The organism is Streptomyces sp. NPDC020490, assembly GCF_044335305.1.
Classification (GTDB): Bacteria; Actinomycetota; Actinomycetes; order Streptomycetales; family Streptomycetaceae; genus Streptomyces.
The window spans coordinates 1-24,502 of the sequence record NZ_JBIRUY010000065.1 but is presented as its reverse complement, the minus strand read 5'-3'; the positions used below and the strand labels follow the sequence as shown (position 1 = coordinate 24,502).

Sequence of the window (24,502 nt, the reverse complement as noted above, 5' to 3'; positions counted from 1 at the left end):
GCTCCGCTGCAGCACCACCCGCATCACCGACCTGGTCAAGGCCGTACTCGCCCTTCACCTGGCCACGTCAAGCTGAGGTTGGAAAAGCCTCACTGTCCGGTTACACCCTCCGGAATCCGATGGGCCGTCCGTGCCGCTGGACCGTAGGTGCGCAGCGGGCGGAACGGCCGGCGTATGCTGAGCCGCTTCCTCCCGGCACCGGGTCCCGCTCGCGTCCTCACCGGCATCACCCTGGTCCACACGCTCGGCCAGGGGCTCTGGATGGCGCTGAACGCCATCTACGCGACCACCGTCCTGCACCTGTCGCCCGGCCAGTTCGGCATCGGCGTCGGCATAGCCGCCGGTACCGCCCTCGCGGTCAGCACCCCGACGGGCCACCTGGCCGACCGGATCGGCCCGCGCTCCGTCCAGATCTGGTCGTTCATCGCCCTCGGGCCGCTCACCGCCGCCCTCCTCGTGGTGGACGGATTCGCCCAGTACGTCGCGGTGGTCAGTGTCCAGGGCATCGCCTACAGCGCCAGCCGCAGCGCCAGGATGGCCATGGTCGCGGGCCTCGTCCCGCCTGAGCAGCGGGTCTCCGTACGCGCCTATCTGCGGGCCACGGGCAACGTCAGCGTCTCCGTCGGCGCGGCGCTGGCCGGCATGCTGCTGGCCGTCGACTCGGTCGGGGCGTACAAGCTGGCCGTCGCCTTCAACGCCGCCACGTACCTGACCACCGGGCTGCTCACCCTGCTCCTGCCCGCCGTCCCCGCGCAGCCGGCCCGGCCGGGGCCCGCGCTGATCGTGCTCAGGGACCGGCCGTACCTGACCTTCATCGTGCTGGACGGGCTGCTGTCGATGCACAACCTGCTGCTCGACGTGGTCCTGCCGCTGTGGGTGCTGCACCACACCCACGCCCCGAGGTGGATCATCGCGGCCATCCTGTTCACCAACACCGTCGCGGTGGTGCTGCTCCAGGTCAGGGCGGCGCGCGGGACGGACGAGCCGTCCGCGGCCGCCAGGGCCTCGCGCTCCGGATCGCTGTGCCTCGCGGTCGCCTGCGTCGTGTTCGCGCTGACCGGCGGAGCCTCCGCCGCGGTCGCCGGCACGCTGCTCCTGGTCGGCGCCCTCGCCCACGTCCTGGGCGAGATCCGGCAGTCCGCCGGCAGCTGGGGCATGTCGTTCGGGCTGGCGCCCGAGCACGCCCAGGGCCAGTACCAGGGCACCTACGCGATGGGGGCGGACCTCGGCAAGATGATCGCGCCCGCCCTGCTGACCTGGCTCGTCATCCAGCACGGCACCCTCGGCTGGATCGTCATGGCGGTCGGCTTCGCGCTCGTCGGGGCCGCCATGCCGGCGGTCGTCAACCGGGCCGTGCGAGGCGGCGGGGCCGCCTCCGACCCGGTCGCGGCCTGACCCGGAAAAACGTCCGCGGAATGTCCCGACGACTCGGGTGATTCCGCACGGTTCCACCATTGTTCTGACGCTCTTTCCGTCGTGGCCGGAATTTCGGCACAAGGCGCCGTACGGAACGTTTCGATTTCATCGCCGCCGTCGTCGAATTGCGGGGCGCCCATGGAACGGCCTGAGCGTGTTCGGCATGCCCGCAAACAGGGGATGCGCATATTCCGTGCGGAAAAGCGAATGAACGACGACGAGGGGAACGTGACAGTGGACGAAAATCCCGCCGCATTGTCCACTGCGGCGCCGGCACTGCAACTGCCCGTCCGCGACACCGCCGACGGGGCCGTGCCACCCGCGGGCACCGGGAGCCACTCCTGGGCGCCCGGCAGCGGCGCCGGCGCCACCGCGCCGCCGGCCGCGGCCTCCGGGACCGCTCTGGCGGACCTGGGGCACGCCGCCTTCACGGTGCTCCTGCACCGCTACAGCGGCCAGGACGACATCGCCCTGGCCCGCGCGGGCGGGACCGGCGGCGCACCTCTCGACCGGCCCGCGGCCGTGCGCTCCCACGACACCCGGGAGCCGACCCTCACCGAACTGGCAGCCGCCCTCGGCGCCCGCTACCGCGAAGCGGCACGCACCGCCGTGCCCGGCGAACCCGCCGACCTCGGCGGCGGCCTGCGGGCCGGCACCGTCCACTCCGACGGCGCCACGCCCGGCCTGCCCGAGGGCTTCGCGCTCCTCCTCGACATCTCCGAAACCGCCGGCCACGCGGCCCGGTTCACCCTGCACTACGACCGCGGGCTCTTCACCCCGGAGCTGATCAGGCGCATGGCCGCCAACCTCGACACCCTGCTGCGCCACGCCGAACAGCACCCGCGGACGCCCGTCGCCGACCTGCCCCTGCTCTCCGAGCACGAGACCCGCCGCCTGCTGCGGGAACTCAACGACACCGCCCGCCCCTACGACCGCGACACCACCCTGCACGCCCTCGTCGAGGCCCAGGCCGCCCGCACCCCCGACGCCCCGGCCGTCGAGTGGCGCGGCTCGGTGCTGACGTACCGTCGGCTCGACCAGCAGGCGAACCGGCTGGCGCGCGCACTCGGCGCTCTCGGGATCGCCCCCGGCTCCCGGATCGGCCTCTCGCTGCCCCGCACCCACCGCGCTGTCGTCCTGCTGCTCGCCGTCCACAAGGCGGGCTGCGCCTACGTCCCCCTCGACCCGGCCTATCCCGCCGACCGGCTGACCGCCATCGCCGCGACGGCCGACATGGCCGCCGTCGTCCACGACGGGGACGAGACCCCCGGCTGGCTCGCCGGCGGGTCCGCGGCCGCGCTGCCGTGGGCGGAGCTGTGGGAGAAGTCGTTCGCCGAGGACGACACCCCGCCGGACGTCACCGTCGGCCCGGAGGCCGCCACCCACCTCATCTACACCTCCGGATCGACCGGCCTGCCCAAGGGCGTGGTGATCGGCCACCGCAACGTCGTGGCGCTGCTGGCCTGGTCCGAGGCCACGTACACACCCGAGGACCTGGCCCGGGTGCTGTTCTCCACCTCCCTCAACTTCGACCTGTCGGTGTACGAACTGTGGGCCCCGCTCACCCGCGGCGGCCGCGTCGTCGTCGTGGACAACGTCCTCGCGCTCACCGAGGACGAGGGGCTGCGCCCGACCCTGGTCAACACCGTGCCGAGCGCCCTGAACGTGCTGCTCCAGCGCGCGGCCGTGCCCGCGTCGGTGCGGGTGCTCAACGTCGCGGGGGAGCCGCTGTCGAAGGAAATGGTGAACGCCGCGTTCGCCACGACGGGCGTGCGGCGGCTCTACAACCTGTACGGGCCGTCCGAGGACACCACCTACTCGACGTGGAAGTGCTTCACCGGCCCCACCACCGAGCCCCCTTCGATCGGCATCCCGGTCCACAACACCGTCGCCTACCTGCTCGACGCCGACGGCCGGCCCGTGCCGTACGGCGCCACGGGCGAGCTCCACCTCGGCGGCGACGGCCTGGCCGACGGCTACATCAACGACCCCGAGCGCACCGCGGCGGTGTTCACCACCGCTCCGGCGCACCTCGGCCCGGTACCCGGCGGACGGCTGTACCGCACCGGCGACCTGGCGCGCTGGACCGAGAACGGCGAACTCCGCTTCCTCGGCCGCAAGGACAACCAGGTCAAGGTGCGCGGCTTCCGCATCGAACTCGGCGAGATCGAATCGGTGGCCCGCGAGGTCGTGGGCCTGCGCGACGTCGCGGCCCTGGCCGTGCGCACCGGCACGGACACCCGGCTGGTCTGCTACGTGGGCCGGGACGGCGCCGAGGTGACGGCCGAGGCGGTGGCCGCCCGGCTGCGGGCCAGACTGCCGCACTACATGCAGCCCGCCGAGATCGTCGTCGAGGACCGGCTGCCCCGCCTGCCCAACGGCAAGGTCGACCGCACGGCCCTCGCCGCCCGCGCCGCCGACCGGGGCACCGACACCGCCGCCGCGTTCACCGGCGACGACCCCGACGAAGCCCGCGTCGCCCGCGTGTGGGCCGAACTCCTCGGCCTCAGCGGCATCTCCTCCGACCTGGACTTCTTCTCCGTCGGCGGCCACTCCCTGCTGGCCACCCTGCTCGCGGCCCGCCTGTCCGACGCCGCCGGCCGCCCCGTCCGGGTGGCGGAGATCCACGGCCACCGCACCCTGGCCGAGCAGGCGGCACTGCTGCGCCGCACCCGCGAGCGGGCGGCCGGCCCCCAGGCCCCCGTCGGCACCCCCGAGCGGCTGCGCGCCGTGGCCGACACCCTCCGCCAGTCCGCCCGCGGACACGGCGTCCCCGGGGCGGGCGCCGCGGTGTACCTCGACGGCACGCTGGAGCTGACCTACCACGGCGTCACCGACACCGCCTCGCGCACCCCGTACGGCCCCCGGACCCGGCAGCGCGTCACCTGCATCACCAAGCCCATGCTGGCCTTCGTCGCGCTCCGTCTCGTCGACCGCGGCCTGATCGGCCTCGACCAGCCGCTCCACGAACTGCTGCCGGGGGCGTTCCGCCGCCGCGACGGCCGCACCGTCGAGGTGACCCTGCGGCACCTGCTGTCGCACACCAGCGGCGTCGACGACTCCTACGAGGTCTGGCACGACACCGACCTGCCCGACCTCGACACCTACCTGGACACCCTGGCCGGCTACGGCCAGCTCTTCGAGCCCGGCGAGGTCTTCGCGTACTCGGCGGTCGGCACCTCGATCGTCGCCGCGCTGATCGAGAAGCTCCTGAAGATCCCCTGGCGCCGCGCGGTCAACGACCTCCTGCTCACCCCGCTCGGCATCAAGGAGATCCCGCAGACCCGCACCGAGGACGGCCACTACGGGCGCACCGTCTCCACCGGCTACGTATGGACCGAGCAGGTCAAGCAGTACGTACGCCACGACCCGCCGCGGCAGACCGTCGCCGACGACGCGGCCGGCTCCTTCTCCGTCTGCCTCACCCTGGCGGAACTGGCGAAGATCGCCCTGCTCGCCGTGAACGACGGTGTCACCCCCGACGGCGAGCGCCTGCTGTCCGACGGGCTCGCCCGGCAGATGCGCACCCCGCAGATCCCCGTCCCCGGCCACCACTTCATGCACGCCTGGGGCCTGGGCTGGCTGATGTTCGGCCCGACCGCCTTCGGCTTCAACTCCAACGGCAGCGGTCACCACAACTTCGTCCAGATCTTCCCCGAGGAGCGTTCCTTCCTGCTCCTCCTCGCCAACGCCTACCCGGTGTTCGGCCTCTACGAGGACGTGCTGCGGGCCTTCACCGGCGAGGGGCTCATCCGCACCGGGCGCCCGTTCGAGATGGACCTCGACGACTGCCCCGGACTCTACGCCTCCGACGGCTACCGGCTCCACGTGGAGCGCGGCGCCGAGCACCTGCGCTACGCCTACTCCGAACGCCGGCCGGACGGCGGATGGCAGCACCTGGACGAAGGGGACCTCGTCTCGTCCGGCGCGGGCGGGTTCAGCTCCATCTCCGAGAAGAACATCCTCGCCGGTTCCATCTCCTTCATTCCCCTGCCCGGCACCGCCACCCCGGGCTTCGTCCGCATCGGCCAGCGGTTCGCTAGGAGAACCCCATGACAGACCCACACCACCCGACGGACCGGCACGGCAGCGGACGGCACGTGGTCTTCGTGACCTGGAAGGCCGGCAACGCCCCGGCGTTCGAGGCGGCCAAGCGGCTCGGCCACCACGTGACGCTCATCCGCTCCCTGCTCATGGAGCAGGCCCAGAACGTCGACTTCGACGCCTCCCCCTACGCCCGCTTCGTCGACCGGGTCCACGTGCTCAAGGACGCCACCGACCCCGACGCCCTGCTCGCCTGCGTCCGGGCCGTCCACCGGGACCGGCCGGTCGACGGGTTCGTCGCCACCGTCGACGCGCTGGTGGTCCCCGTCGCGCGGATCGCCGAGGAACTCGGGGTGCCGTTCACCGACGCCGCCGCCGCGGCCGCCGCCAAGCAGAAGGACCGCTGCCGGCGGATCCTCGCGGAAGCCGGCGTCGACCGCACCCGGCACGCCGTCGTCGGCGGCGTCGCGGAGGCCGCCGCCTTCGCGGCCGCCACCGGCTACCCGGTCGTCGTCAAACCGGCCCGGGGCTCCGGCAGCGAGGGCGCGCACGTCATCGCCGACGAGCGGCACCTGGCCGACGTCCTCGGGCGGGCCGGCGAGGGCGTCTACGCGGCGGGCATCCTCGTCGAGGAGTACCTCGCCGGACGTTTCCTGTCCGCCGAGATCGGCCTCGCCCGCGGCCGGTTCCTGCGGCTGGCCGTCAGCGAGCGCTCCACCTGGCACCGGCACGAGGCCCTGGAGACCGGCACGACGATCCCCGCGGGCATCACGGCCGACGAGCACGACCGCGTGATGGAGTTCGCCGAGGCCGTCGTCGGCGCGCTCGGCCTGCGGCTCGGCATCTTCCACGTCGAGATCATGCTGGGCGCGGACGGCACGCCCCGGCTGATCGAGGTCAACCCGCGCCTGATGGGCTCCTGCCTGCCGAACCTCTTCCGGCTCGCCGGCGGCGGGGACATCTTCGAACTGCTCGTACGCATCCACCTGGACGAGCCGGTGGAGCGCGGCCCGAGCGCCTTCACCCACTACGCGATCGTCCGCTGGTTCGGCGCCGCCGACACCGTGCCGAAGCCCGACCGGGTACCCGACCTCGACTGGGCCGCCGCCGAGTACGGCGACAGTCTGCACGCGCTCACCGTCCGCTTCCCCGACGGCGACACGCTCGTCCCCTGCCGGGGCAACCTCGGCAACTTCGGCGAGGTGCAGGTCGTGCACGCCGACCGCGCGACGTCGATCCGCATCGCCGAGGACATCGTCCGCGGCATGGCCGGCCGGCTCGGCTTCGAGGTGACCGGATGACCGCCACGACAGGTGACCGGATGACCGCCACGGCCGGTGACCGGATGACGGCCACCACCGCGTTCTACGACCAGACCCGCAGGCAGCTCGCCCGGCTGGGCCTGCCCGAAGGGGACCTGCAGCGCGTCCCCGACTCCGACGGGACGTTCCCCGACGGCGGGCACTTCCGCATCGAGGTGCCCACCGTGAACTCCGTCCGGGCCGCCGAGACACTGCTCACCGAGAGCCGCCGCCGCGGCTTCACCATCAACCGGATCACCGAGACCCGCGGCATGTGCCGGCACACGGCGAGCGAGATCGGCGAGTACGTCGCCCTGGGCGCGGAGTACGGGGCCGAGATCCTCATGTCGGTCGGACCCCGCGCCGCCTACGACATCGGCGGCAGCGTCCAGACCCCGGAAGGCTCCCGCATCGCCTACCGGCTGCGCGGCCAGGAACAGATCATCCGGGCCGTCGAGGACGTCAAACGCGGCATCGGCCTGGGCGTCCGCGGCTTCGTGGTCTACGACGAGGGCCTGCTGTGGGTGCTCGGACGCCTGCGCACCGCCGGCGAGCTGCCCGCCGACATCCACCTGAAGGTCTCCGCGCACTGCGGACAGGGCAACCCGGCCTCCGCGCAGATGCTGGAGATGCTCGGCGCGGACAGCTTCAACCCGGTGCGCGACCTGACCCTGCCCATGATCGCGGCGCTTCGGCAGGCGGTCGCGATCCCGCTGGACTGCCATGTGGACAACCCCAGGACGTCCGGCGGGTTCATCCGCACCTACGAGGCCCCCGACATCGTCCGCGCCGCCGCACCCGTCCACCTCAAGACGGGCAACAGCGCCCTCGACGGCCACGGCGTCAGCCCCACCCCCGAGCAGCTCGACGACATCCTGCGGCAGGTGGAGATCGTGACCGAGTTCCTCGGCCGGCACCATCCACGGGCCCGGCAGAGCGGCACCCGGTCCGCCGGCCTCGCCCTCGAACCCGCGGGCGCCGTCCCGGGCAAGGAGGCCTGACCATGTGCCGCATCTACGGCTGCTTCGGCGGCGAACGCGCCGGCCCCGGCGTACTGGAGGCGGTGGCCGCGGCGATGTACCCGGGCGGCCCCGACGAACAGACCGTCCTACGAAGCGGCGGGTGGGCGCTCGGCACCAACCGGCTGGCCGTCCAGGGCATCGACTCCGGCCGGCAGCCCTTCCGGCACGGCCCGCTGACCTGCGTGTTCAACGGCGAGATCTACAACCACCGGCAACTGCGCGCCGAACTCGCCGCCCACGGTTACACCTTCGACGGCGACTGCGACGGGAACGTCCTGCTGCCGCTGTACGAGCTGCACGGGGACGCGTTCACCTCCCGCCTGGAAGGCATGTTCGCCCTCGCGCTCGTCGACGAGCGCGAGGAACCCGCCCTCAAGCTCTTCACCGACCACGCCGGCATGAAGTCGCTCTACTACTACGTGTCCGCCGACGGCCGCCGCCTGCGTTTCGCCTCCGAACTGCGGGCCCTCAGCCTGTTCCCCGACTTCCCCGGCGAACTCGACCCGCTCGCCGTCGACCGCTACCTCGGCGGCAAGGCCGTCTGGGGGCCGGGCACCGTCCACCCCCGGGTCCGTACGCTGGAGCCCGGCTCCGCCCTGCGCTTCGCCGACGGGCGGACGACGCTCACCCGCACCCCGCTGGCACCCGCGGAGCCCGACTGGCCCGGCGGCGAGCCGACCGTCGCGGCCGCGGCCGCACTCCTCGACGAACTGCTGCGCACCGAGGTGGGCCTGATGCTCGACGCCGACGTCCCCGTCTGCGTCGTCACCAGCGGGGGGCTGGACTCCAGCTACACCACGGCCCTCGCCGCCCACCTGGTTCCCGAGGTGGCCTCCTTCAACATCGCCTACCGCGGAGACTGGCCGGCCGACGAACGCCACCACGCCGCGGAGGTCGCCCGCCACTGCGGCACCGAACACCACCAGGTGCTCCTCGACCCGGCCGGCTTCCCCGAACTCGTCGAGCGGTACGTCCGCCACCTCGACCAGCCCAACAACGCCCCGCACGGCCTCAGCACCTTCGCCCTCTTCGAGGCCGTCCACCAGGCCGGTTTCAAGGTGGCCCTGACCGGCGACGGAGCCGACGAACTCTTCGCCGGGTACGCCCGGTTCGTCAAGGCGGACCGGGACGGCGCCGCCACCTGGCACCGCACCTACCAGGGCACCATGGCGGCGGCCGACACGGCGGCCCTCGGCCGGCTCTACACCCCCGACTACCTGGCCCACGTCAAGGACGCGGGAGGCTGCTTCGGCGACCGCAGCGGCGACGAACTCGACCGCCGGGTCCGCTCGGGCGAGCACGGCAAGCTGGAGACGCTGCTGCGCTACGACCAGCAGGAGCGGTTCCCTTACTACATCCTGCGCCGGGTCGACCACCTGAGCATGGCCCACTCGGTGGAGGCCCGCATCCCCTTTCTCCAGCCGTCCGTGATGCGCCTGGCCCGCGCGACCCCCGCCCACGTCAAGGTGGCCGGCGACGCGGTGAAGGCGCCGGTGGCCGAAGCCGCGCGGCGCTGGGTCCCGCGGAGCATCGTGGAGCGGCCCAAGCAGCCGTTCACCCTGCCCGTCACCGCGATGATCAGGCCGGGGGAGGCGCTGTACGACATGATCGGCGACCTCCTCCTCGGCCGCGACGCCCGCTGCCGCGACTACGTCCGGCAGGACACCGTCCAGGACGTCTTCCGCACCCAGACCGAGAACCCCGCGGCGCACGCCGCCGAACTCCTGTGGTCCCTCCTGGTCCTGGAGACCTGGCTGCGCGCCCGCGGCCTCACACCCGCCCCCCTCCCGGAAAGAGCGAGCCGATGACCGACGCGACCGAGACCACGCCCGCCATCACCTCCGTACTGGACGGCGTCACCCGCGACGACATACGCCGCGACCCGTTCCCGCACGTCGTCGTCCGCGACGCGCTGCCGCAGGACCTCTACGACGCCCTGTCCAAGTCGATGCCGACCGCCGAGTACATCGGCGAGCGGATCGGCAAGCCGATCACCTCCAACGAGCGCTACAACTACATGTCGGAGCCGATCCTGGCCGATCCGGCGATGGCACGGGTTTGGAAGGACTTCGTGACCCACCACTCCTCGCCCGCCTTCTACCGGCAGTTCCTCGACCTGTTCCAGGAGGACCTGCTCGACCGTCTCCCCACCGCCGAGGAACAGCCCGGCCCGCTGCGCGAGCTGCGCGTGGGCCGCCGCAACCGGGACACCTTCGAGACCCACGACATCCTCATGGACTGCACGGCCGTCATCAACTCCGCCGTCACCGGCAGGCCGTCCTCCTACCGCGGACCGCACGTCGACAAGCCGTACAAGCTCTTCGGCGGCCTCTTCTACATGCGCCTGCCCGAGGACGACACCGAAGGCGGCGACCTCGTCCTCTACAAGTACCGGCCCGGCGCGCACAAGTTCCACACCAGCGCCTCCGAGTACGGCGACAACCGCTTCGACATCGACCCGGGCTACGTCGAGGAGGTCACCACCATCCCCTACGAGAGCAACACCCTGGTGATGTACCCCATCAACCCCCTCGCCCTGCACGGGGTGTCGGTGCGTGCCCTCACCCACCACCAGCGCCGCTTCGTCGCCCTGGTCGGCGACCTCCAGCACCCGCTGTTCGACCTGGCGCTCTGAGAGGCACACCGTGATCCCCTTCGACCAGCGCACCGGCAGGATCTGGTACGACGGCGCCCTCGTGGACTGGGCCGACGCGACACTGCACGTGCTCACCCACGGACTGCACTACGCCTCCAGCGTCTTCGAGGGCATCCGCGTCTACGGCGGCAGTCCGTTCCTGCTGGAGGAGCACATCGCCCGGCTGGGCGCCTCGGCACGCATCCTCGACTTCGACCTCGAGTACGGCGCCGGCGAACTCCACGAGGCGACACTCGCGGTCGTCGCCGAGGAGGGCATCACCGAGGGCTACGTCCGGATGAACGCCTGGCGCGGCTCGGAGATCATCCAGACCGCCGCGCTGAGGACGAGCGTGCACACATCGGTCGCCGCCTGGGAGCTCCCGGAGGGCTACTACGCCGCCACGGACGCCCTGGAGAAGGGCATCTCCCTGGTGACCGGCCGCTACCGCCGCCCCTCGCCCGAGTACGCGCCGGTCAAGAGCAAGGCGGCCGGCAACTACATGATCGGCACGGTCAGCAAGAACGAGGCACTGCGTGCCGGCTTCGACGACGCGCTCCTCCTCGACGACCGCGGCAACTTCGTCGAGGCGACCGGAGCACACCTGTTCTTCACCCGGAACGGCGTGCTGCACACCCCGACGACCCGCTGCACCATCGAGGGCATCACCCGGGCGTGCGTGCTGGCCATCGCCGAGCGCGAGGGCATCGCCTGCGTGGTCGGCGACCTGCCGCCGGCGTTCGCGGGCGAGGCGGACGGCGCGTTCCTGTGCGGAACCGCCTGCGAGATCCTGCCGGTCAGCCGCATCGGTGATCATTACTACGACCTCGGTGGCAATGACGTACTGCGCAGGATCGTCGCCGGTTACCGGGAGCTGGTCGAGGGACGCGTCGACGTGAGCACGCGGTAATCAAGAGCGGGGGCACGTGCATGGGAGCGGTGGATGCTCTGGAGAAGCTGGCGCCGGTGGTGCTGGCCTTCGGCTGCGGGGTCGTCCTCGCGAGGCGGAAGGTGGTGCCCGCCGAGAGTTCGAAGGTCTTCGCGGACTACGCCTTCCTCTTCGCCGTGCCCTGCTTCCTGTTCGGCAACATCTACCGCAGCGACCTGGGCACGCTGTTCGACTGGCGGGCCATCACCGGCTACGCGGCCGCGGCCGCCGTCGCGGCCGTACTCACCGGGGCGGTGGCCGGGGCCACCGGAGTACGCGACCCCCGCGGTGTGGCCCTGCGCATCATGGCGGCCGTCCAGGTGAACACGGCCTACTTCGCCGTGCCGGTGTTCATCATGCTGTTCGGGAACGCGGCACCGATCTTCCCGGTACTGCTGTTCCAGGTGTGCGTCCTGTCCCTCGTCGTCATCTCGATCATGGAGCTGGGCCGCCCGGACCGCGTCGGCAGCCCCGCGCGACGGCTCGGATCCGCCGTCACCGCCTCACTGATGACGCCCGTCGTCGTCGCCTGCAACGCCGGCATCGTGCTCAACCTGATGCCCGTGACCGTGCCGAAAGTGGTGCTCGACAGCTTCGCGTTCGTCGGCGACAGCGCCTCGCCCGTGGCGCTGTTCGCCCTGGGACTGCACCTCGGCGGCAGCGGCCTGAAGGTGCGGGGCACCACCCGGGAGGAGATGTGGATCATCGCCTTCAAGTGTGTCGCGTTCCCGCTGATCACCTACCTGGTGTGCCACGACCTCTTCGGCGTCGGCGGCCAGTGGCTCGGCTACCTGGTCCTGATCGCGGCCATGCCCGCGCCGCAGAACCTGTTCATCTTCGCCCAGCGCTACGACGTCGGGGTCGACATGTCCGCCGCCCTCGTCATCAAGAGCTCGGTCGTCGCGCTGCTGCTGCTCCCGCTGTGGGCGCAGTGGGCGGCGCACGCGGCCTGAACGACGCAGGAGCACCGACGGCTGCGCCGTGACGGTCGTGCGCAGAAACCCATCCCCGTCGACCCCTCCGGAAAGGCATCACCGTGCCGCACAGCGCGCAGCTCACCAGAATCACCGTCCAGCAGTCCGCCGGCCGTATCGGCGCCGAGATCTCGGGCGTCGACCTCCGTGACGAACTCGACGAGGCCACGGTGCGGGAGATCCGCCAGGCGGTGCTGACCCACCGTGTCGTGTTCTTCCGCGGCCAGGACCTCACCCACGCCCAGCACATCGCCTTCGGCCGCCGCTTCGGCGCGCTGACCCGGCGCCCCGGCAAGAAGCACGGTGTCCACCCCGAGGGCCACCCGGAGATCCTCACCGTCGACCCCAAGCGCGACACCGAGCGCTACGGCCCCGACTTCGAGGAGCACTACCGCCGCAAGTGGCTCTCCCCGCTCGCCGGCTGGCACAGCGACCTGACCCAGGCCGTCAACCCGCCCAGCCTGTCCATCCTGCGCGCCGAGAAGACCCCGGCCTTCGGCGGCGACACCCAGTGGACCAACACCGTCGCCGCGTACCAGGGCCTCTCGGCGCCGGTGCGGGAGTTCGTGGACGGGCTGACCGCGGAGCACGCCTTCTTCACCGCCGTCCATCTGCGCCACTCCGACGAGCGGGACCGCGAGATCCTCAAGATCTACTGCGAGGACCCGCAGGTCGCCGTCCACCCGGTGGTGCGCGTCCACCCCGAGACCGGCGAGAAGGCGCTCTTCGTCAGCCCGGGCTCGACCACCCGGGTCACCGGGTTCACCGAACTGGAGAGCCGCCACCTGCTGGAGATGCTCTTCCAGCACCTGACCAGCGCCGAGTACACCGTCCGCTTCCGCTGGGAGCCCGGCAGCATCGCCTTCTGGGACAACCGCACCACCTGCCACCTCGCCCCCACCGACTTCGGTCACCTCGACGTCGAACGCGTCATGCACCGCGTCACCGTCCTCGGCGAACCGGCACGGGGACCGCAGGGGTTCGTGTCGCAGCTCGTGTCGGGAGAACCGATGCGCGCCTGGTAGACACCGCGGCCCGCGCATCCGGGGTGTCCGTTCTCAGGCGGCCCGCACCCCGTAGGTGGCCACGCGCACCGACTCGTCGTCCAGACACTGCCCCGACGCCAGGTCGAACCGCTGCTTCAGCAGGGGCGAGGCGACGAACGGGCGGCCCCGGTGGGTGCCGGTCAGGCCGCGGGAGAGCACCGCCGCGCCGCAGAACGGGTCGCGGTTGTCGATGCCGTACAGCCGGCCGTCCCGGTCGCGGAACAGGGCGACCTGGCGGCCGTCCGGAAGGAGGGCCGCCACGCCCCGGCCGGGGAGCAGCCGGTCGAGCTCGCAGACGGTGAACCAGCCGTCCTCCAGCTGGAGCTGGATCTTCAGGTCGGTCGTCTCGGGTGCCAGGGTCATCGCCGGGCGCTTCCTTCCAGGAGGTCTTCGGTGGGACGCATGCCGATGGACAGCAGGGGCAGGTCGGGCTTGATCTGGTCGCGCTCGGGCACGAAGCCGACGACCGGGTCGGGGGTGTCGGGCGCGTTGACGAAGGACACGAACCGGGCGAGCTTCTCGGGGTCGTCGATGGTCTCCGCCCACTCGTCGCGGTAGTTCGCGACGTGCGCGGCCATCAGGGACTCCAGCTCCTCGCAGATGCCGAGGGAGTCCTCCACGACCACCTCCCGCACGTGGTCCAGCCCGCCGGGGATCCGCTCCAGCCAGGCCGAGGTGCGCTCCAGGCGGTCGGCGGTGCGGATGTAGAACATCAGGAACCGGTCGATCAGCCGGACCAGTCCGTCGTCGGACAGGTCCTGTGCGAGCAGGTCCGCGTGGCGCGGGGTGGCGCCGCCGTTCCCGCCGACGTACAGGTTCCAGCCGCTCGCGGTGGCGATGACGCCGAAGTCCTTGGACTGGGCCTCCGCGCACTCGCGGGCGCACCCCGACACCGCCGACTTCAGCTTGTGCGGGGAGCGCAGGCCCCGGTAGCGCAGCTCCAGGTCGATCGCCATGCGGACCGAGTCCTGGACGCCGTAGCGGCACCAGGTCTGCCCGACGCAGGACTTCACGGTGCGCAGCGCCTTGCCGTAGGCGTGGCCCGACTCGAAGCCGGCGTCCACCAACCGCGCCCAGATCAGCGGCAGTTGCTCGACGCGGGCGCCGAACATGTCGATCCGCTGGCCGCCGGTGATCTTCGTGTAGAGGCCGAAGTCGCGGGCGATCTCCCCGATCACGATCAGCCCCTCCGGGGTGATCTCACCGCCGGGGATGCGCGGCACGACGGAGTACGAGCCGTTCTTCTGGAGGTTGGCCAGGAAGTGGTCGTTGCTGTCCTGGAGGGCCGCCTGCTCGCCGTCCAGGACGTAGCCGCTCGCGCCGATCGTGGGGGCGAGGGAGGCGATGATCGAGGCGACGGCCGGCTTGCAGACCTCGCAGCCGTCGCCGCCCCGGGCGCCGTCCCGGCCGTAGCGGTCGAGCAGGTCCTGGTAGGTGTTGACGCGCAGGGCGAGGACGATCTCGTACAGCTCCTCGCGGGTCTGCGCGAAGCAGCCGCACAGGCCCTTGTCGACCTCGACGCCGCTCGCCTCCAGCTCGGCGGTCACCAGCTGGCCCAGCACCTTCACGCAACTGCCGCACCCGGTGCCGGCCTTGGTGCACTTCTTCACCTCGGGCACGGTCGTGCACCGGTGCTCGGTGACCGCGCCGCGAATGGTGCCCTTGGAGACGTTGTGGCACGAGCAGATGATCGCCTCGTCCGGCAGGGCGGACGGGCCGAGCTGGGCGCCGCCCCCCGAGCCCGCGGGCAGCACCAGCGACTCGGGCGAGACCGGCGGCACCGACCCGGTCAGCGCGCGCAGCGTGCCGTACGCGTCCGCGTCGCCGACCAGGATGCCGCCGAGCAGCGTGCCGTCGCGGCCGATGACCAGCTTCTTGTACAGGCCCGCGCGGGAGTCGGCGTAGACGACGTCCAGGCAGTCCTCGGCCGTGCCGTGCGCGTCGCCGAAGGACGCCACGTCCACGCCGAGCAGCTTCAGCTTGGTCGACAGGTCGGCGCCGGTGAACGCCGGCTGTCCGGCCTCGTCCTCGGCGATCGTCGCGGCGGCCGTCTCGGCCTGCTCGTAGCCGGGGGCGACCAGACCGTACACCCGGCCGTCGACGGCCAGCGCGCACTCGCCGATCGCGAACACGTGCGGGTCGGCGACGGTCCGGCACCGCTCGTCGACCGCGATGCCGCCCCGCTCGCCGACGGTCAGGCCGCAGTCGCGGGCCAGCTGGTCGCGGGGGCGCACCCCGGCGCTGAACACCACCATGTCGGTGGCCAGTTCGGAGCCGTCGGACAGCTTCATGCCGGTGACCGCGCCGTCGGCGTCGGTCAGGATCTCCTGCGTGCCCACGCCCGTGTGGACGCTCAGCCCCATCTCCTCGATGGTGCGCAGCAGCGCCGCGCCGCCGCCCTCGTCGACCTGGACCGGCATCAGGCGCGGCGCGAACTCCACTATGTGCGCGTCGAGTCCGAGCCCCTTCAGCGCGCCCGCGGCCTCCAGGCCGAGCAGACCGCCGCCGACCACGGCTCCGCTGGTCGCCCGCCGCCCCGCGTACTCCTCGATGGCGAGCAGGTCCTCGATGGTGCGGTAGACGAAGCAGCCCTCGGCGTCCTTGCCGGGCACCGGCGGGACGAACGGGTAGGAGCCGGTGGCCAGCACCAGCACGTCGTAGCCGACGACGAGACCGGACCGGGCGGTCACCTTCCGCGCCTCCCGGTCGATGCTCTCCGCCGGGTCGCCGATGTGCAGCTCGATGCCGTGGGAGTCGATGAACTCCCTTTCCGTCAGCGACAGTTCCTCGGGTGTGCGGCCCGAGAAGTACGAGGTGAGCTGCACCCGGTCGTACGCGGGACGCGGTTCCTCGCACAGCACGACCACGCGGTGCGTGGCGGTCAGGCCGCGCTCGGCGAGCGCCTCGAGGAAGCGCTGGCCGACCATGCCGTGGCCGACGAGCACGATCGTGGGGGTGGCCCCCGGGGTGGCGGTCATTCAGGAGCCTCCATCGTTGGTGAGCAGGTGGAGCAGCGGGCCGCCGTCGGAGGGCAGCGGCTCCGCTCCCTCCCAGGCGCGGGCGAGCGCGCCGACGGTGCCGAGTTCGCCGACGAGGACCCCGCCGACCAGGCGGTCGTCGCGGACGACGACCTTGCGGTAGGTGCCGCGGGTGGCGTCGGCGAGCTGCACGACGTCGTCGCCGGGCCGGGCCTCCGTCTCGCCGAACGCGGCGAGGTCGAAGTCGGTGCGCCCGGCGAGGGTGAGCCGGGTCAGCGAACGGGTGCCGGTGTAGCGGACGTTGGGGTTCCCGGCCAGCGACTCGGCCAGCACGTCGGCCTGTTCGAGCGCCGGCGCGGCCAGCCCGTAGACGCTGCCGTCGTACTGCACGCAGTCGCCGATCGCCCGGATGTGCGGGTCGGAGGTGCGCAGTTCACCGTCGACGACGACGCCCTTGCGGACCTCCAGGCCGGCGGCCCGGGCGAGACCCACTCTCGGGTGCACCCCGCAGGCCAGCACCACCAGGTCGGCGTCGAGCGCGTAGCCGTCGTGCAGTTCGACCGAGCGGACCGCGCCGCCGACGCAGCGCACGTCCCGTACCCGGCACTCGGTGTGCACCTCGACGCCCAGGTCCGCGAGGTGCCGGCGCACGAGCCGGGACGCGTTCGGGTCGAGCTGACGTTCCATCAGGCGTTCGGACTGCTGGGCGAGGACGACCTGCGCCCCGCGCCGGGCCAGCGCCCGCGCGGCGGAGACGCCGAGCAGCCCGCCGCCGATGACGACCGCCCGCACGCCCGGCCGCACCGCCTTGGACAGCCCCAGGCAGTCGTCCATCGTGCGGAACGCGTGCACGCCCTCCGGCAGTTCGTGCCGCTCGCCGGTGAACAGACCGCGCAGCGGCGGCAGCACCGGGTTGGATCCGGTGGCGAGCACCAGCGTGCCGTACCCGATCACGGAGCCGTCCGCGCAGCCGACGGTCCGCGCGGCCCGGTCGATGCCGGTGACCCGGGCGCGGACCAGCTCCGCGGGCGCGACCCCCGGCAGCGCGATCACGTCGGGGCCGAAGCGGCCGGCGAGCACCTCGGCGAGCAGCACCCGGTTGTACGGGCGGTGTTCCTCCTCGCCGATCAGCGTGACCGGCGTGCCGAGCTCGCCGAGCCGCCGGGCGAGACGGACGCCCGCGAGGCCGGCGCCGATCACCACCACACGCGTATTCGAGGTCATGTCCAGCAGCGTGCGGGGTCGGTGTTACCCGGCAGCATCACCTCTGTTTCCCACGCGGAACGCTGCCCTCAGTGCGGGATGGCGAAGGGTGTGAGGCGGGACGGGGGGTGCCGGGGTGGGGTCAACCCGACCTTGGGGTCTCGTGCATGCACCATCGTCTACGACCGGGGGCCGCGCGAACCTGGTGTCACCACGGTCGCACCAGCTCACACAGGGGGAACCACGATGGCCACCACGACGCACAGCACCCGGCGCATCCCGGTACGCGAGGCCGCCCCACACGTCCGGGGCATCGTCCGCGAGCCGTTCACCGCCGCCACCTGGCGCCGTGTCGCCTACCAGGTGATCGCCCTTCCGGTGGGCCTGGCGTGCGTCCCCCTGGCCCTGTGCGGGGCGCCGACGGGCCGGTGGCAGCGCGCCCTGATACGGCGGCTGCTGGGCACCGACCTCGCGGGCGGACCGCGCGCCGGGCTGGCCCACGCGCTGCTCGCCGCGCCGCTCAACCTGGTCACGGCCGCGGTGACGCTGTACGGCTGGTCACTGGTCCCGATGAACCTGGGCTGGCCCCTGCGAGCCGGTTCCGACTACTCCGACGCGTGGGGCGGGCCCACCTTCGCCGGCGCCTGGGCGTTCCACGCGGTCGTGGGCGGGCTCGGTTTCCTGCTGCTGGTGCCGTGGCTCGGGCGCGGCCTCACCCGGCTGCAGACCGGCCTCGCCCGCAGGGTCCTGGCCGGTCCGGCCGACGTGCCGGCAGTGAGCGGCCCGACGGGGTCAGCGGCTCCCGGTCAGGTGGGCGAAGACGACCACGTTGCCCCGGTAGCCGGTCGCCCGTGAGTAGCCCCCGCCGCAGGTGATCACCCGCAGCTCGGGCCGCTTCGCCGCGCCGTACACCTTCTCGTCGGGGAAGTGCCCGGCGTCGTAGACCTCCACGGCGTCCACGGTGAAGACGGCGACGCTGCCGTCCCGACGGTCCACGTCCACTGCGGCGCCCTTCTTCAGGGCGCCGAGACGGTAGAAGACGGCCGGTCCGTCGGCGTTGTCGACGTGGCCGGCGACGATCGCCGTGCCCGTCTCGCCCGGCGCGGTGCCGGCCCGGTACCAGCCGGCGAGGTTGCGTTCCGCGGCGGGCGGCACGTCGAGGCTGCCCGCCGGGGTGAGGCCGAGGCCCATGAGGGGGGCGTCCACGCGGATCGCGGGAATGCGGATGCGCTCGGGCGGCGAGGGCGGCAGCGCGGGGGCGCCGGGCCGGTCGCCGTCCCGCGCCGAGTGCGCCTGGGCCGCGGACGGCTGCGGCGGCGGGTGCGCCTCGGTGCCGTTGCGCAGCAGCCACGCGCCCGAGCAGAGGGCCGCCGCGGTGACGGCCGCTATGACGGCGTTGCCGAACCGGCGCCGGCCGCCGCCCCTGCGGAACGCGGGGGCGGCGGCCCCCGGCGCACCCGTTTCCGTAGCGTCGGCTGCGCGTACGCCGAACCGGGACGCGCCGATCCCGGACGCGCCGAACCTGCGCATGGCGGACCCTCCTCCTGAGCTGGGACGGACCCCGTACCCCCTCCGGGCCGCGAGGGGCGTCGGACTCGGAGGGGGAGGGGAGATGCGGTACCGGCGACGGGCAGCGGAGGGTGCCCGTCAGATCCCGTCGCCTCTCGCCCGGCGATGCAGGAGCCAGGTACCGCCCGCGGCGGCGACGGCGAGAGCCGTCACGCCGGCCGCGGTCTGCACGGGATCGGGGCCCAACGCGCCGCCGACCCCCGTCTTGACACTTCCTCTGGGGTGCACCCGCTCACGGGCCGGGTTCAGCGAGACGACCAGGTCGCCGGAGACCTCCCGCCGGTCCCCGTCGCACTTCGCGACGATCTCGTACGTCCCCGGCTGCGCGCTCGGCGGCACCTCGAACCGGCCGGTCGCGTCGCCCCCGGGCCCGTCGGACGTCAGCGGGAAGGAACCGCCGCCCACCGCGTCGGCGTCACCCGTGGCCGTACCGTGGCCGCCGCACGCCGCCGCGCGCACGGTGACCTGCCCGCCCGGCGCGACGGACGCCGGGTACACCACGACGTCGTCGTCCTGCCCGGCCGCCTGCGCGGCGGGCGCGGCGGCGAGACCGGCGGCCGCGAGGGCGAGCGCGGTGCCGGTGAGCAGACGGGCGGTGCGTCGCATGGTGCTCCTTCGAGCCTTCTCGGGTGTCCCCTGCCCTACCGAGGTAAGAGGCAGCGGGCCGCGCGCGCTTGCTGAAGAAGCGTCAGAAAGGGGTTGAACGGGTGTCGGCCGCGGCGCGCCCCGACGCCCGCCGTCCCCGCGTCCGACCAGGTCAGCGGCGCTGTGCGGGCTCGCCGGGGAGGGGCGTGAGGAAGCGTGCGGGACGGGGTGTGAACGGGTGACCCGGCGCACGCGCCCGGGCCCGCAGACGTGTGAGTGGCGCGGAGGTCCCGCCGTCGCCGTCGGCGTTCCGGGCGCCGGGGGTCAGCTTCGCCGGCCCCAGTCCAGGCGGTCGGCCAGCCCGGCGGCGGTGAAGGCGGCGACCAGGTCGTCGTGGCCTTCGGTGAAGTGGGCCCAGCTGTCGTAGTGGACGGGGACCACGCGGTCGGCGCCGAGGATCCGGGTGGCCTCGGCGGCCTGGGCGCTGTCCAGGACGAGCGGCTGGTTGTCGAAGAGGACGGGGAAGCGGGGGGCGCCGGCGAAGAGGACGGCGGTGTCGACGGGGGCGAAGCGGCCGGCGATCTCCCTGACCGCGTCGAGGGAGGCGTTGTCGCCGCTTACGTAGACGGTGGGCAGCCCCTCGCCGCTCAGCACGAAGCCGACGACCTCGCCGGTGACCGGCTCGACCTCCTCGCGGGGGCCGGGGCCGTGGACGGCGGGGACACCGGTCACGGTGACCGTGCCGCCGCCGGGGCGGTCCAGTTCGACGGACTCCCAGTCGGCCAGGCCCTTCACCTTCTTCCCCAGGCTCTCGCCCAGGCGCTCGCCGCCGCCGCGCGTGGTCAGGGTGAGGGGAACGTCGGTGAGCAGGGCCCGGCCGGAGGTGTCGAGGTTGTCGGCGTGCTCGTCGTGCGAGAGCAGGACGACGTCGACGCGGCCGAGGTCGGCGCGGGTGCCGGTGGAGGGGGCGGTCTTGGTCAGGACCGGGCGGCCGGGCCGGCCGTAGTCGCCGGGGTCGTCGAAGGTCGGATCGGTCAGGAACCGCAAGCCGCCGTACTCGAACAGGGCGGTCGGGCCGCCGAAGACACGGACAGGGAACCCACTGGTCGTCGCGGGGAGAGAAGACACGGCAAACCTCACGGATAGGAGTTGTGTAACCGTGAGAGGACCGTAGCCGCTTCTCACGGATACACGCAAGCCGTACCATGAGGAACATGGAAGAGCCCGTGATCGGACAGCCCGGACCGCCGCCCGCACAGGGCGAGGAAGAGCACCTCTCTCTCGCCCTCGCCAACAGCGTGATCACGCTGCCCGGCGGGCACACGGTCGATTTCCTGGGCACTCCCGCACAGGCGAACCAGTGGCTGACGGAACGCGGTCTCGCGCCGGTCGACGCCGGCATGCGGGAGATGTGCGCGGCGCAGGTGCGCGCGCTGCGCGAACAGATCAGGTCGCTGTTCGCCTCCCGCGTCGAAGGCCTGCCCGCCCTTCCCGCCGCGGTCGGCGCCGTCAACGACGCGATGACCCGCGTCCCCACCGCCCCGCTGCTGCAGTGGGACGACAAGACCGGCCCCTACCGCGCCACCCCTCACCCCACCACCGCGATCGTCGACCACGCCCTGGCCGTCCTCGCCGCCGATGCCGCCGACCTGCTCACGGGCCCCGACGCGGAGCGCCTCACCGCCTGCGGCTCCGCCCCCTGCACCCGCTACCTGCTCCGCCACGGCCGCCGCCACTGGTGCTCCACCCGCTGCGGCGACCGCGCCCGCGCCGCCCGCGCCTACGCCCGCCGCACCACCTCCCGGTGACGCCGCAACACCCGGGCCCCACCAGCACCGAGCCGGACAACACCCGTGCTCGCCGCCGTCCGAAGCCCTGAACATCCGGCGCCGGGCATCTCGGGGCCGGGGCGGGGCCGGTGCCTCGACGGGCACCGACCCCCGAATTGCCGGGCGCCGGGACACGCGGACGGCGTCAGCCGATGGCGATACGCGTCTTCCAGTAGTCGTGGGGGCCGTAGACCTCCGTTCCGGAGGCGGTGAGGGCTGTCTTGCCGCCGGTGTAGAAGCGGACGGATCCGTCGGCCATGACGGCCCAGATGTCGGGTACCGCGTCGCCGTTGACGCTGGGCGTGCCCATCAGGCGCGGGACGCTGCCGCTCGACCAGCCGGAGGCGGCGTACTCGGTGTCGACGCCGCCCGAGGAGTTCGCGGCGGAGGCCAGCGAGTTGAGGTCCACGCCGCCGCCGCTCGCGGCGATGCCCTTGCGGAGCAGCAGCCTGCCGGAGACGTCGCTGCGGTAGACGAGGTCGCCGACACCGTCGCCCGAGACGTCCTGGGCGACGACGAGGTCGCGGTCCTTCCAGGCGGAGGCGGACAGGCGGACGGCCTGGTCGACGGTGGCGCCGTGGTACCCGGTGAAGGCCCACAACTCGTCGTCCGTCCCGGCGCTGTTCTTCACCGTGGCGAAGAAGTCGGCGCGTCCGTCGCCGGTGACGTCGCCTGCCGCCAGGATCTGGGTGAAGTCGGCCGGGGCCGGCGCACCCTCGGGCAGCAGAATCTCCTTCCGCCGGTCGATGTCCACGGCGCCGTAGCCGTCGCCCGGATAGACCCAGAGCCTGCCCCCGACGCGGACCACGAGGTCCTGGAGGCCGTCGCCGCCGTAGACGTCGCCGTTGTGGGTGATCAGCGCGCCCTTGAAGTGTCCTGAGGGCGCGGCCACGTACGGAGGGAGGTCGTCCCCGTTGGGATCCTTGGCGGGGTTGGCCCGGTAGGCGCCGGGCATGGAGTAGTCCAGGTCCCCGGTCCCCTTGGTCAGGTCGTCCTTGTCCGCCTGGGACGGGTAGAGGGCCAGGTTGCCCGCCTCGGTGACCGTGAAGAGGTCGGGCAGCGCGTCGCCGGTGAAGTCGCCGGCCTTGTCGACCTGGTCGCGTGGGGTGACGTAGAAGAAGTACTTGGTGGGCTGCGAGACGTTGCCCGAGCCGTCGACGGTCCTCACGAAGAGGACGTTGGGCCCGGCGGCCGGAGGCTTGGCGTTCGAGATGGTCCCGCTGACGCTCGTGTCAGCACCCGCGACCCGGCTGACGCTGCCCGTGTAGATGGGCGAGTTGAAGCCGTACTCGTAGCGCACCACGTCGGTGTTCACGGCTCGCACGGTGAAGGATCCCGGCGTGCCGAACTTCTTGACGCTCCAGGTGGCGTCCTCGGCGCCGCTGCCGAAGCCGTTCTCGCTGCCGTCGGCGTCGGGGAAGTCGGTGGAGCTGACCTTGGGCGGGCGGGGCGCGGTGGTGTCGAGCACGAACCGGCACGGCTTCTTCGGGTACCAGCTCGAGCGGCTGTCGGCGTCGTCCACCGCCTGCACTCGCCAGGAGTAGGTGGCACCGCTCTTGAGGCCGCTGGTGGAGAAACCGTCCGTGATCCCCAGCGCCGTGCCCTTGTCGCCGCCCACAGTGACCTTGCCTGTCGACTTCAGCAGGTCGCCGGTGTTGTCCCACTGCCCGACCTGCCACAGGTCGAAGTTGAAGAAGTCGAGGTTCTTGTCCTTGTCCGTGGCCTTGGCGCTGAAGGTCAGGTCACCGGATCCCATGCGGACGTACGGTTCGGTAGTGGTGCACTTGCCGTCGGGCCCCAGGCCGAGCGAGTTGGAGACGATCGAAGGTTTGCGGTTGTAGACGAGATCGAGGTACGGAGGGAAGTCGCCATCGGCCTGGAACTTCTTCCAGGCGTACTGCGCGTTCTCGTCGCGGGCGCGCATCCCGAAGGTGATCGTGTCCTGGCCGCTGTCGGCGGCCTTCTGGGCACCCTTCTTCACGTCGAAGGTCTCGAACGCGTCATGGCAGCCGGACTTGTAGCCGTGGGCGAAGCTCTTGGTGGCGAGCCGGTTGCCGTCGTGCAGCTTGGGGGCGTTCTTCCAGTTGGTGTGCGAGTCGATCTCACCGGTGAGGTGCACGCTCATCGAGCGGTCCTGACAGGACCAGGAGTACGTCTCCAGCATGCGCAGCTTCGCACTGGTGATCTTCGTACCCTTGAGGTCCTTGTCGAAGTCGATGTTGAAGTACGAGCGCGAGGTCCCCCAGGTGTGGGTCTGTGTAGCGAACGGCGGAACTCGGTCGGTTTCTTCAGCGACGTCCGGCGGTGAGCCGGCCGTCGAAGGTGATGTCGAAGGCTTGGAGTGCGGCCTTCCAGCGCATGGTCCAGCGTTTGCGTCCGGTGCCGGTCGGGTCCAGGCTCATGACGGCCAGGTAGACGCACTTGAGGGCGGCCTGGTCGGGCAGGGACTTTGCAAGGTTGCGGGTTGGGTGAGGTTGCCCGGTGATGGGCTGTCATGTCGCTTTATGGGGCCTGGGTGCGGGTGCGGGCACGGCCTCGTTGATCATGTGAGTGTCGAGTTCACGTGATCACAACCGAAGACCGTGCCTGCCGTCTCATCTTCTCCCATGCCGTCGGGCCTGGAGCAACTGGCCCGTACCCCGTCACCGCAGCCGCTGCCGGACGCGGTGTGCCTCGCCCGCTTCCTCGCGGGCCTGCCGGATCCGCGCGACCGCCGCGGCCGATGCTTCCCGCTGACGGCGATCGTGACGGCCGCCGCGGCGGGCGTCCTGACCGGTGCGAGATCCCTGACTGCGATCGCCGAGTGGATCGCGGACGCGCCCCGCTGGGTCCTTCTGACCCTCGGCTTCGCGTTCGACCCGTTCAGCAGGGCGGTCACAGTGCCGCATCCCACCACGGTCATGCGACTGCTCGGCCGCCTCGACGGCGACGCCTTCGACGCCGCGGTGAACACATTTCTGCAGGCCAGAGCC

Annotated in this window: 18 protein-coding genes and 2 pseudogenes; 12 read left to right on the top strand and 8 right to left on the bottom strand. The window is 72.3% G+C overall.

The window, feature by feature from the left end:
• Positions 1–174: 174 nt before the first annotated feature.
• The 9 genes from ACH4ZX_RS38925 to ACH4ZX_RS38885 all read left to right on the top strand — a co-directional run bounded on the left by ACH4ZX_RS38925 (position 175) and on the right by ACH4ZX_RS38885 (position 13,345).
• Positions 175–1,395, top strand: coding sequence for an MFS transporter (locus ACH4ZX_RS38925; RefSeq protein ID WP_398283434.1), 1,221 nt, complete (start codon positions 175–177; stop codon positions 1,393–1,395).
• Positions 1,396–1,623: 228 nt separating this feature from the next.
• Positions 1,624–5,472: an amino acid adenylation domain-containing protein gene (locus tag ACH4ZX_RS38920; protein ID WP_398283432.1), complete on the top strand. Its 3,849-nt coding sequence runs from the start codon at positions 1,624–1,626 to the stop codon at positions 5,470–5,472.
• On the top strand, positions 5,469–6,761 hold the full coding sequence (locus ACH4ZX_RS38915; RefSeq protein WP_398283430.1) for an ATP-grasp domain-containing protein: 1,293 nt from the start codon (positions 5,469–5,471) through the stop codon (positions 6,759–6,761). The genes ACH4ZX_RS38920 and ACH4ZX_RS38915 overlap by 4 nt, the downstream gene beginning before the upstream one ends.
• Positions 6,758–7,762: a peptidase gene (locus tag ACH4ZX_RS38910; protein ID WP_398283428.1), complete on the top strand. Its 1,005-nt coding sequence runs from the start codon at positions 6,758–6,760 to the stop codon at positions 7,760–7,762. The genes ACH4ZX_RS38915 and ACH4ZX_RS38910 overlap by 4 nt, the downstream gene beginning before the upstream one ends.
• 2 nt (positions 7,763–7,764) lie before the next feature.
• Positions 7,765–9,591 (top strand): asparagine synthase (glutamine-hydrolyzing), encoded by a 1,827-nt coding sequence (asnB, locus tag ACH4ZX_RS38905; protein ID WP_398283426.1) that lies wholly within the window; start codon positions 7,765–7,767, stop codon positions 9,589–9,591.
• Positions 9,588–10,418: a hypothetical protein gene (locus tag ACH4ZX_RS38900; protein WP_398283424.1), complete on the top strand. Its 831-nt coding sequence runs from the start codon at positions 9,588–9,590 to the stop codon at positions 10,416–10,418. The genes asnB and ACH4ZX_RS38900 overlap by 4 nt, the downstream gene beginning before the upstream one ends.
• Before the next feature lie 10 nt (positions 10,419–10,428).
• Positions 10,429–11,328 (top strand): aminotransferase class IV, encoded by a 900-nt coding sequence (locus ACH4ZX_RS38895; protein ID WP_398283422.1) that lies wholly within the window; start codon positions 10,429–10,431, stop codon positions 11,326–11,328.
• A 20-nt stretch (positions 11,329–11,348) separates the two neighbouring features.
• Positions 11,349–12,299, top strand: coding sequence for an AEC family transporter (locus ACH4ZX_RS38890; protein ID WP_398283420.1), 951 nt, complete (start codon positions 11,349–11,351; stop codon positions 12,297–12,299).
• Positions 12,300–12,382: 83 nt separating this feature from the next.
• The gene (locus tag ACH4ZX_RS38885; protein WP_398283418.1) at positions 12,383–13,345 is read left to right on the top strand and encodes a TauD/TfdA dioxygenase family protein; all 963 of its coding nucleotides are present in this window, start codon (positions 12,383–12,385) and stop codon (positions 13,343–13,345) included.
• A gap of 33 nt (positions 13,346–13,378) precedes the next feature.
• Here the strand turns inward: ACH4ZX_RS38885 and nirD are convergent, their stop codons facing one another.
• Genes nirD through ACH4ZX_RS38870 form a run of 3 tightly spaced genes read right to left on the bottom strand, consistent with a single transcriptional unit; the run spans position 13,379 to position 17,568 of the window.
• Positions 13,379–13,729 (bottom strand): nitrite reductase small subunit NirD, encoded by a 351-nt coding sequence (gene nirD / locus ACH4ZX_RS38880; protein WP_398283416.1) that lies wholly within the window; start codon positions 13,727–13,729, stop codon positions 13,379–13,381.
• Positions 13,726–16,344: a nitrite reductase large subunit NirB gene (gene nirB, locus ACH4ZX_RS38875; RefSeq protein WP_398283414.1), complete on the bottom strand. Its 2,619-nt coding sequence runs from the start codon at positions 16,342–16,344 to the stop codon at positions 13,726–13,728. Before nirB ends, nirD begins: the two co-directional genes overlap by 4 nt.
• The gene (locus tag ACH4ZX_RS38870) at positions 16,345–17,568 is read right to left on the bottom strand and encodes an NAD(P)/FAD-dependent oxidoreductase (RefSeq protein WP_398283412.1); all 1,224 of its coding nucleotides are present in this window, start codon (positions 17,566–17,568) and stop codon (positions 16,345–16,347) included.
• Positions 17,569–17,793: 225 nt separating this feature from the next.
• Between ACH4ZX_RS38870 and ACH4ZX_RS38865 the strand changes: the two genes are divergently transcribed.
• A complete protein-coding gene (locus ACH4ZX_RS38865; RefSeq protein ID WP_398283410.1) occupies positions 17,794–18,402 on the top strand; it encodes a hypothetical protein in 609 nt (202 codons plus the stop codon).
• Here ACH4ZX_RS38865 and ACH4ZX_RS38860 read toward each other — a convergent pair.
• The 3 genes from ACH4ZX_RS38860 to ACH4ZX_RS38850 all read right to left on the bottom strand — a co-directional run bounded on the left by ACH4ZX_RS38860 (position 18,340) and on the right by ACH4ZX_RS38850 (position 20,829).
• Positions 18,340–19,077: a class F sortase gene (locus tag ACH4ZX_RS38860; protein ID WP_398283408.1), complete on the bottom strand. Its 738-nt coding sequence runs from the start codon at positions 19,075–19,077 to the stop codon at positions 18,340–18,342. The genes ACH4ZX_RS38865 and ACH4ZX_RS38860 overlap by 63 nt on opposite strands.
• A 117-nt stretch (positions 19,078–19,194) precedes the next feature.
• Complete coding sequence (locus ACH4ZX_RS38855) at positions 19,195–19,722, bottom strand: hypothetical protein (protein WP_398283406.1); 528 nt, start codon at positions 19,720–19,722, stop codon at positions 19,195–19,197.
• A gap of 303 nt (positions 19,723–20,025) precedes the next feature.
• Positions 20,026–20,829 carry an MBL fold metallo-hydrolase gene (locus tag ACH4ZX_RS38850; protein WP_398283404.1) on the bottom strand — a complete coding sequence of 268 codons (804 nt, stop codon included), beginning with the start codon at positions 20,827–20,829 and terminating at the stop codon, positions 20,026–20,028.
• Positions 20,830–20,915: 86 nt separating this feature from the next.
• Here ACH4ZX_RS38850 and ACH4ZX_RS38845 point away from each other — a divergent pair, with 86 nt between their 5' ends.
• Positions 20,916–21,509 (top strand): CGNR zinc finger domain-containing protein, encoded by a 594-nt coding sequence (locus ACH4ZX_RS38845; protein WP_398283402.1) that lies wholly within the window; start codon positions 20,916–20,918, stop codon positions 21,507–21,509.
• Between the two features lie 166 nt (positions 21,510–21,675).
• On the opposite strand, the pseudogene ACH4ZX_RS38840 reads toward ACH4ZX_RS38845, so the two are convergent.
• Both ACH4ZX_RS38840 and ACH4ZX_RS38835 read right to left on the bottom strand, forming a co-directional pair.
• Positions 21,676–23,787: pseudogene (locus ACH4ZX_RS38840) on the bottom strand (DNRLRE domain-containing protein); the annotation flags it as partial.
• A gap of 31 nt (positions 23,788–23,818) precedes the next feature.
• Positions 23,819–23,968 (bottom strand): annotated as a pseudogene (locus ACH4ZX_RS38835) (IS256 family transposase); the annotation flags it as partial.
• A gap of 168 nt (positions 23,969–24,136) precedes the next feature.
• On the opposite strand from ACH4ZX_RS38835, the gene ACH4ZX_RS38830 reads away from it, so the two are divergent.
• Positions 24,137–24,502 (top strand): transposase family protein (locus tag ACH4ZX_RS38830; RefSeq protein ID WP_398283400.1); only part of this gene is annotated, 366 nt, incomplete at its 3' end.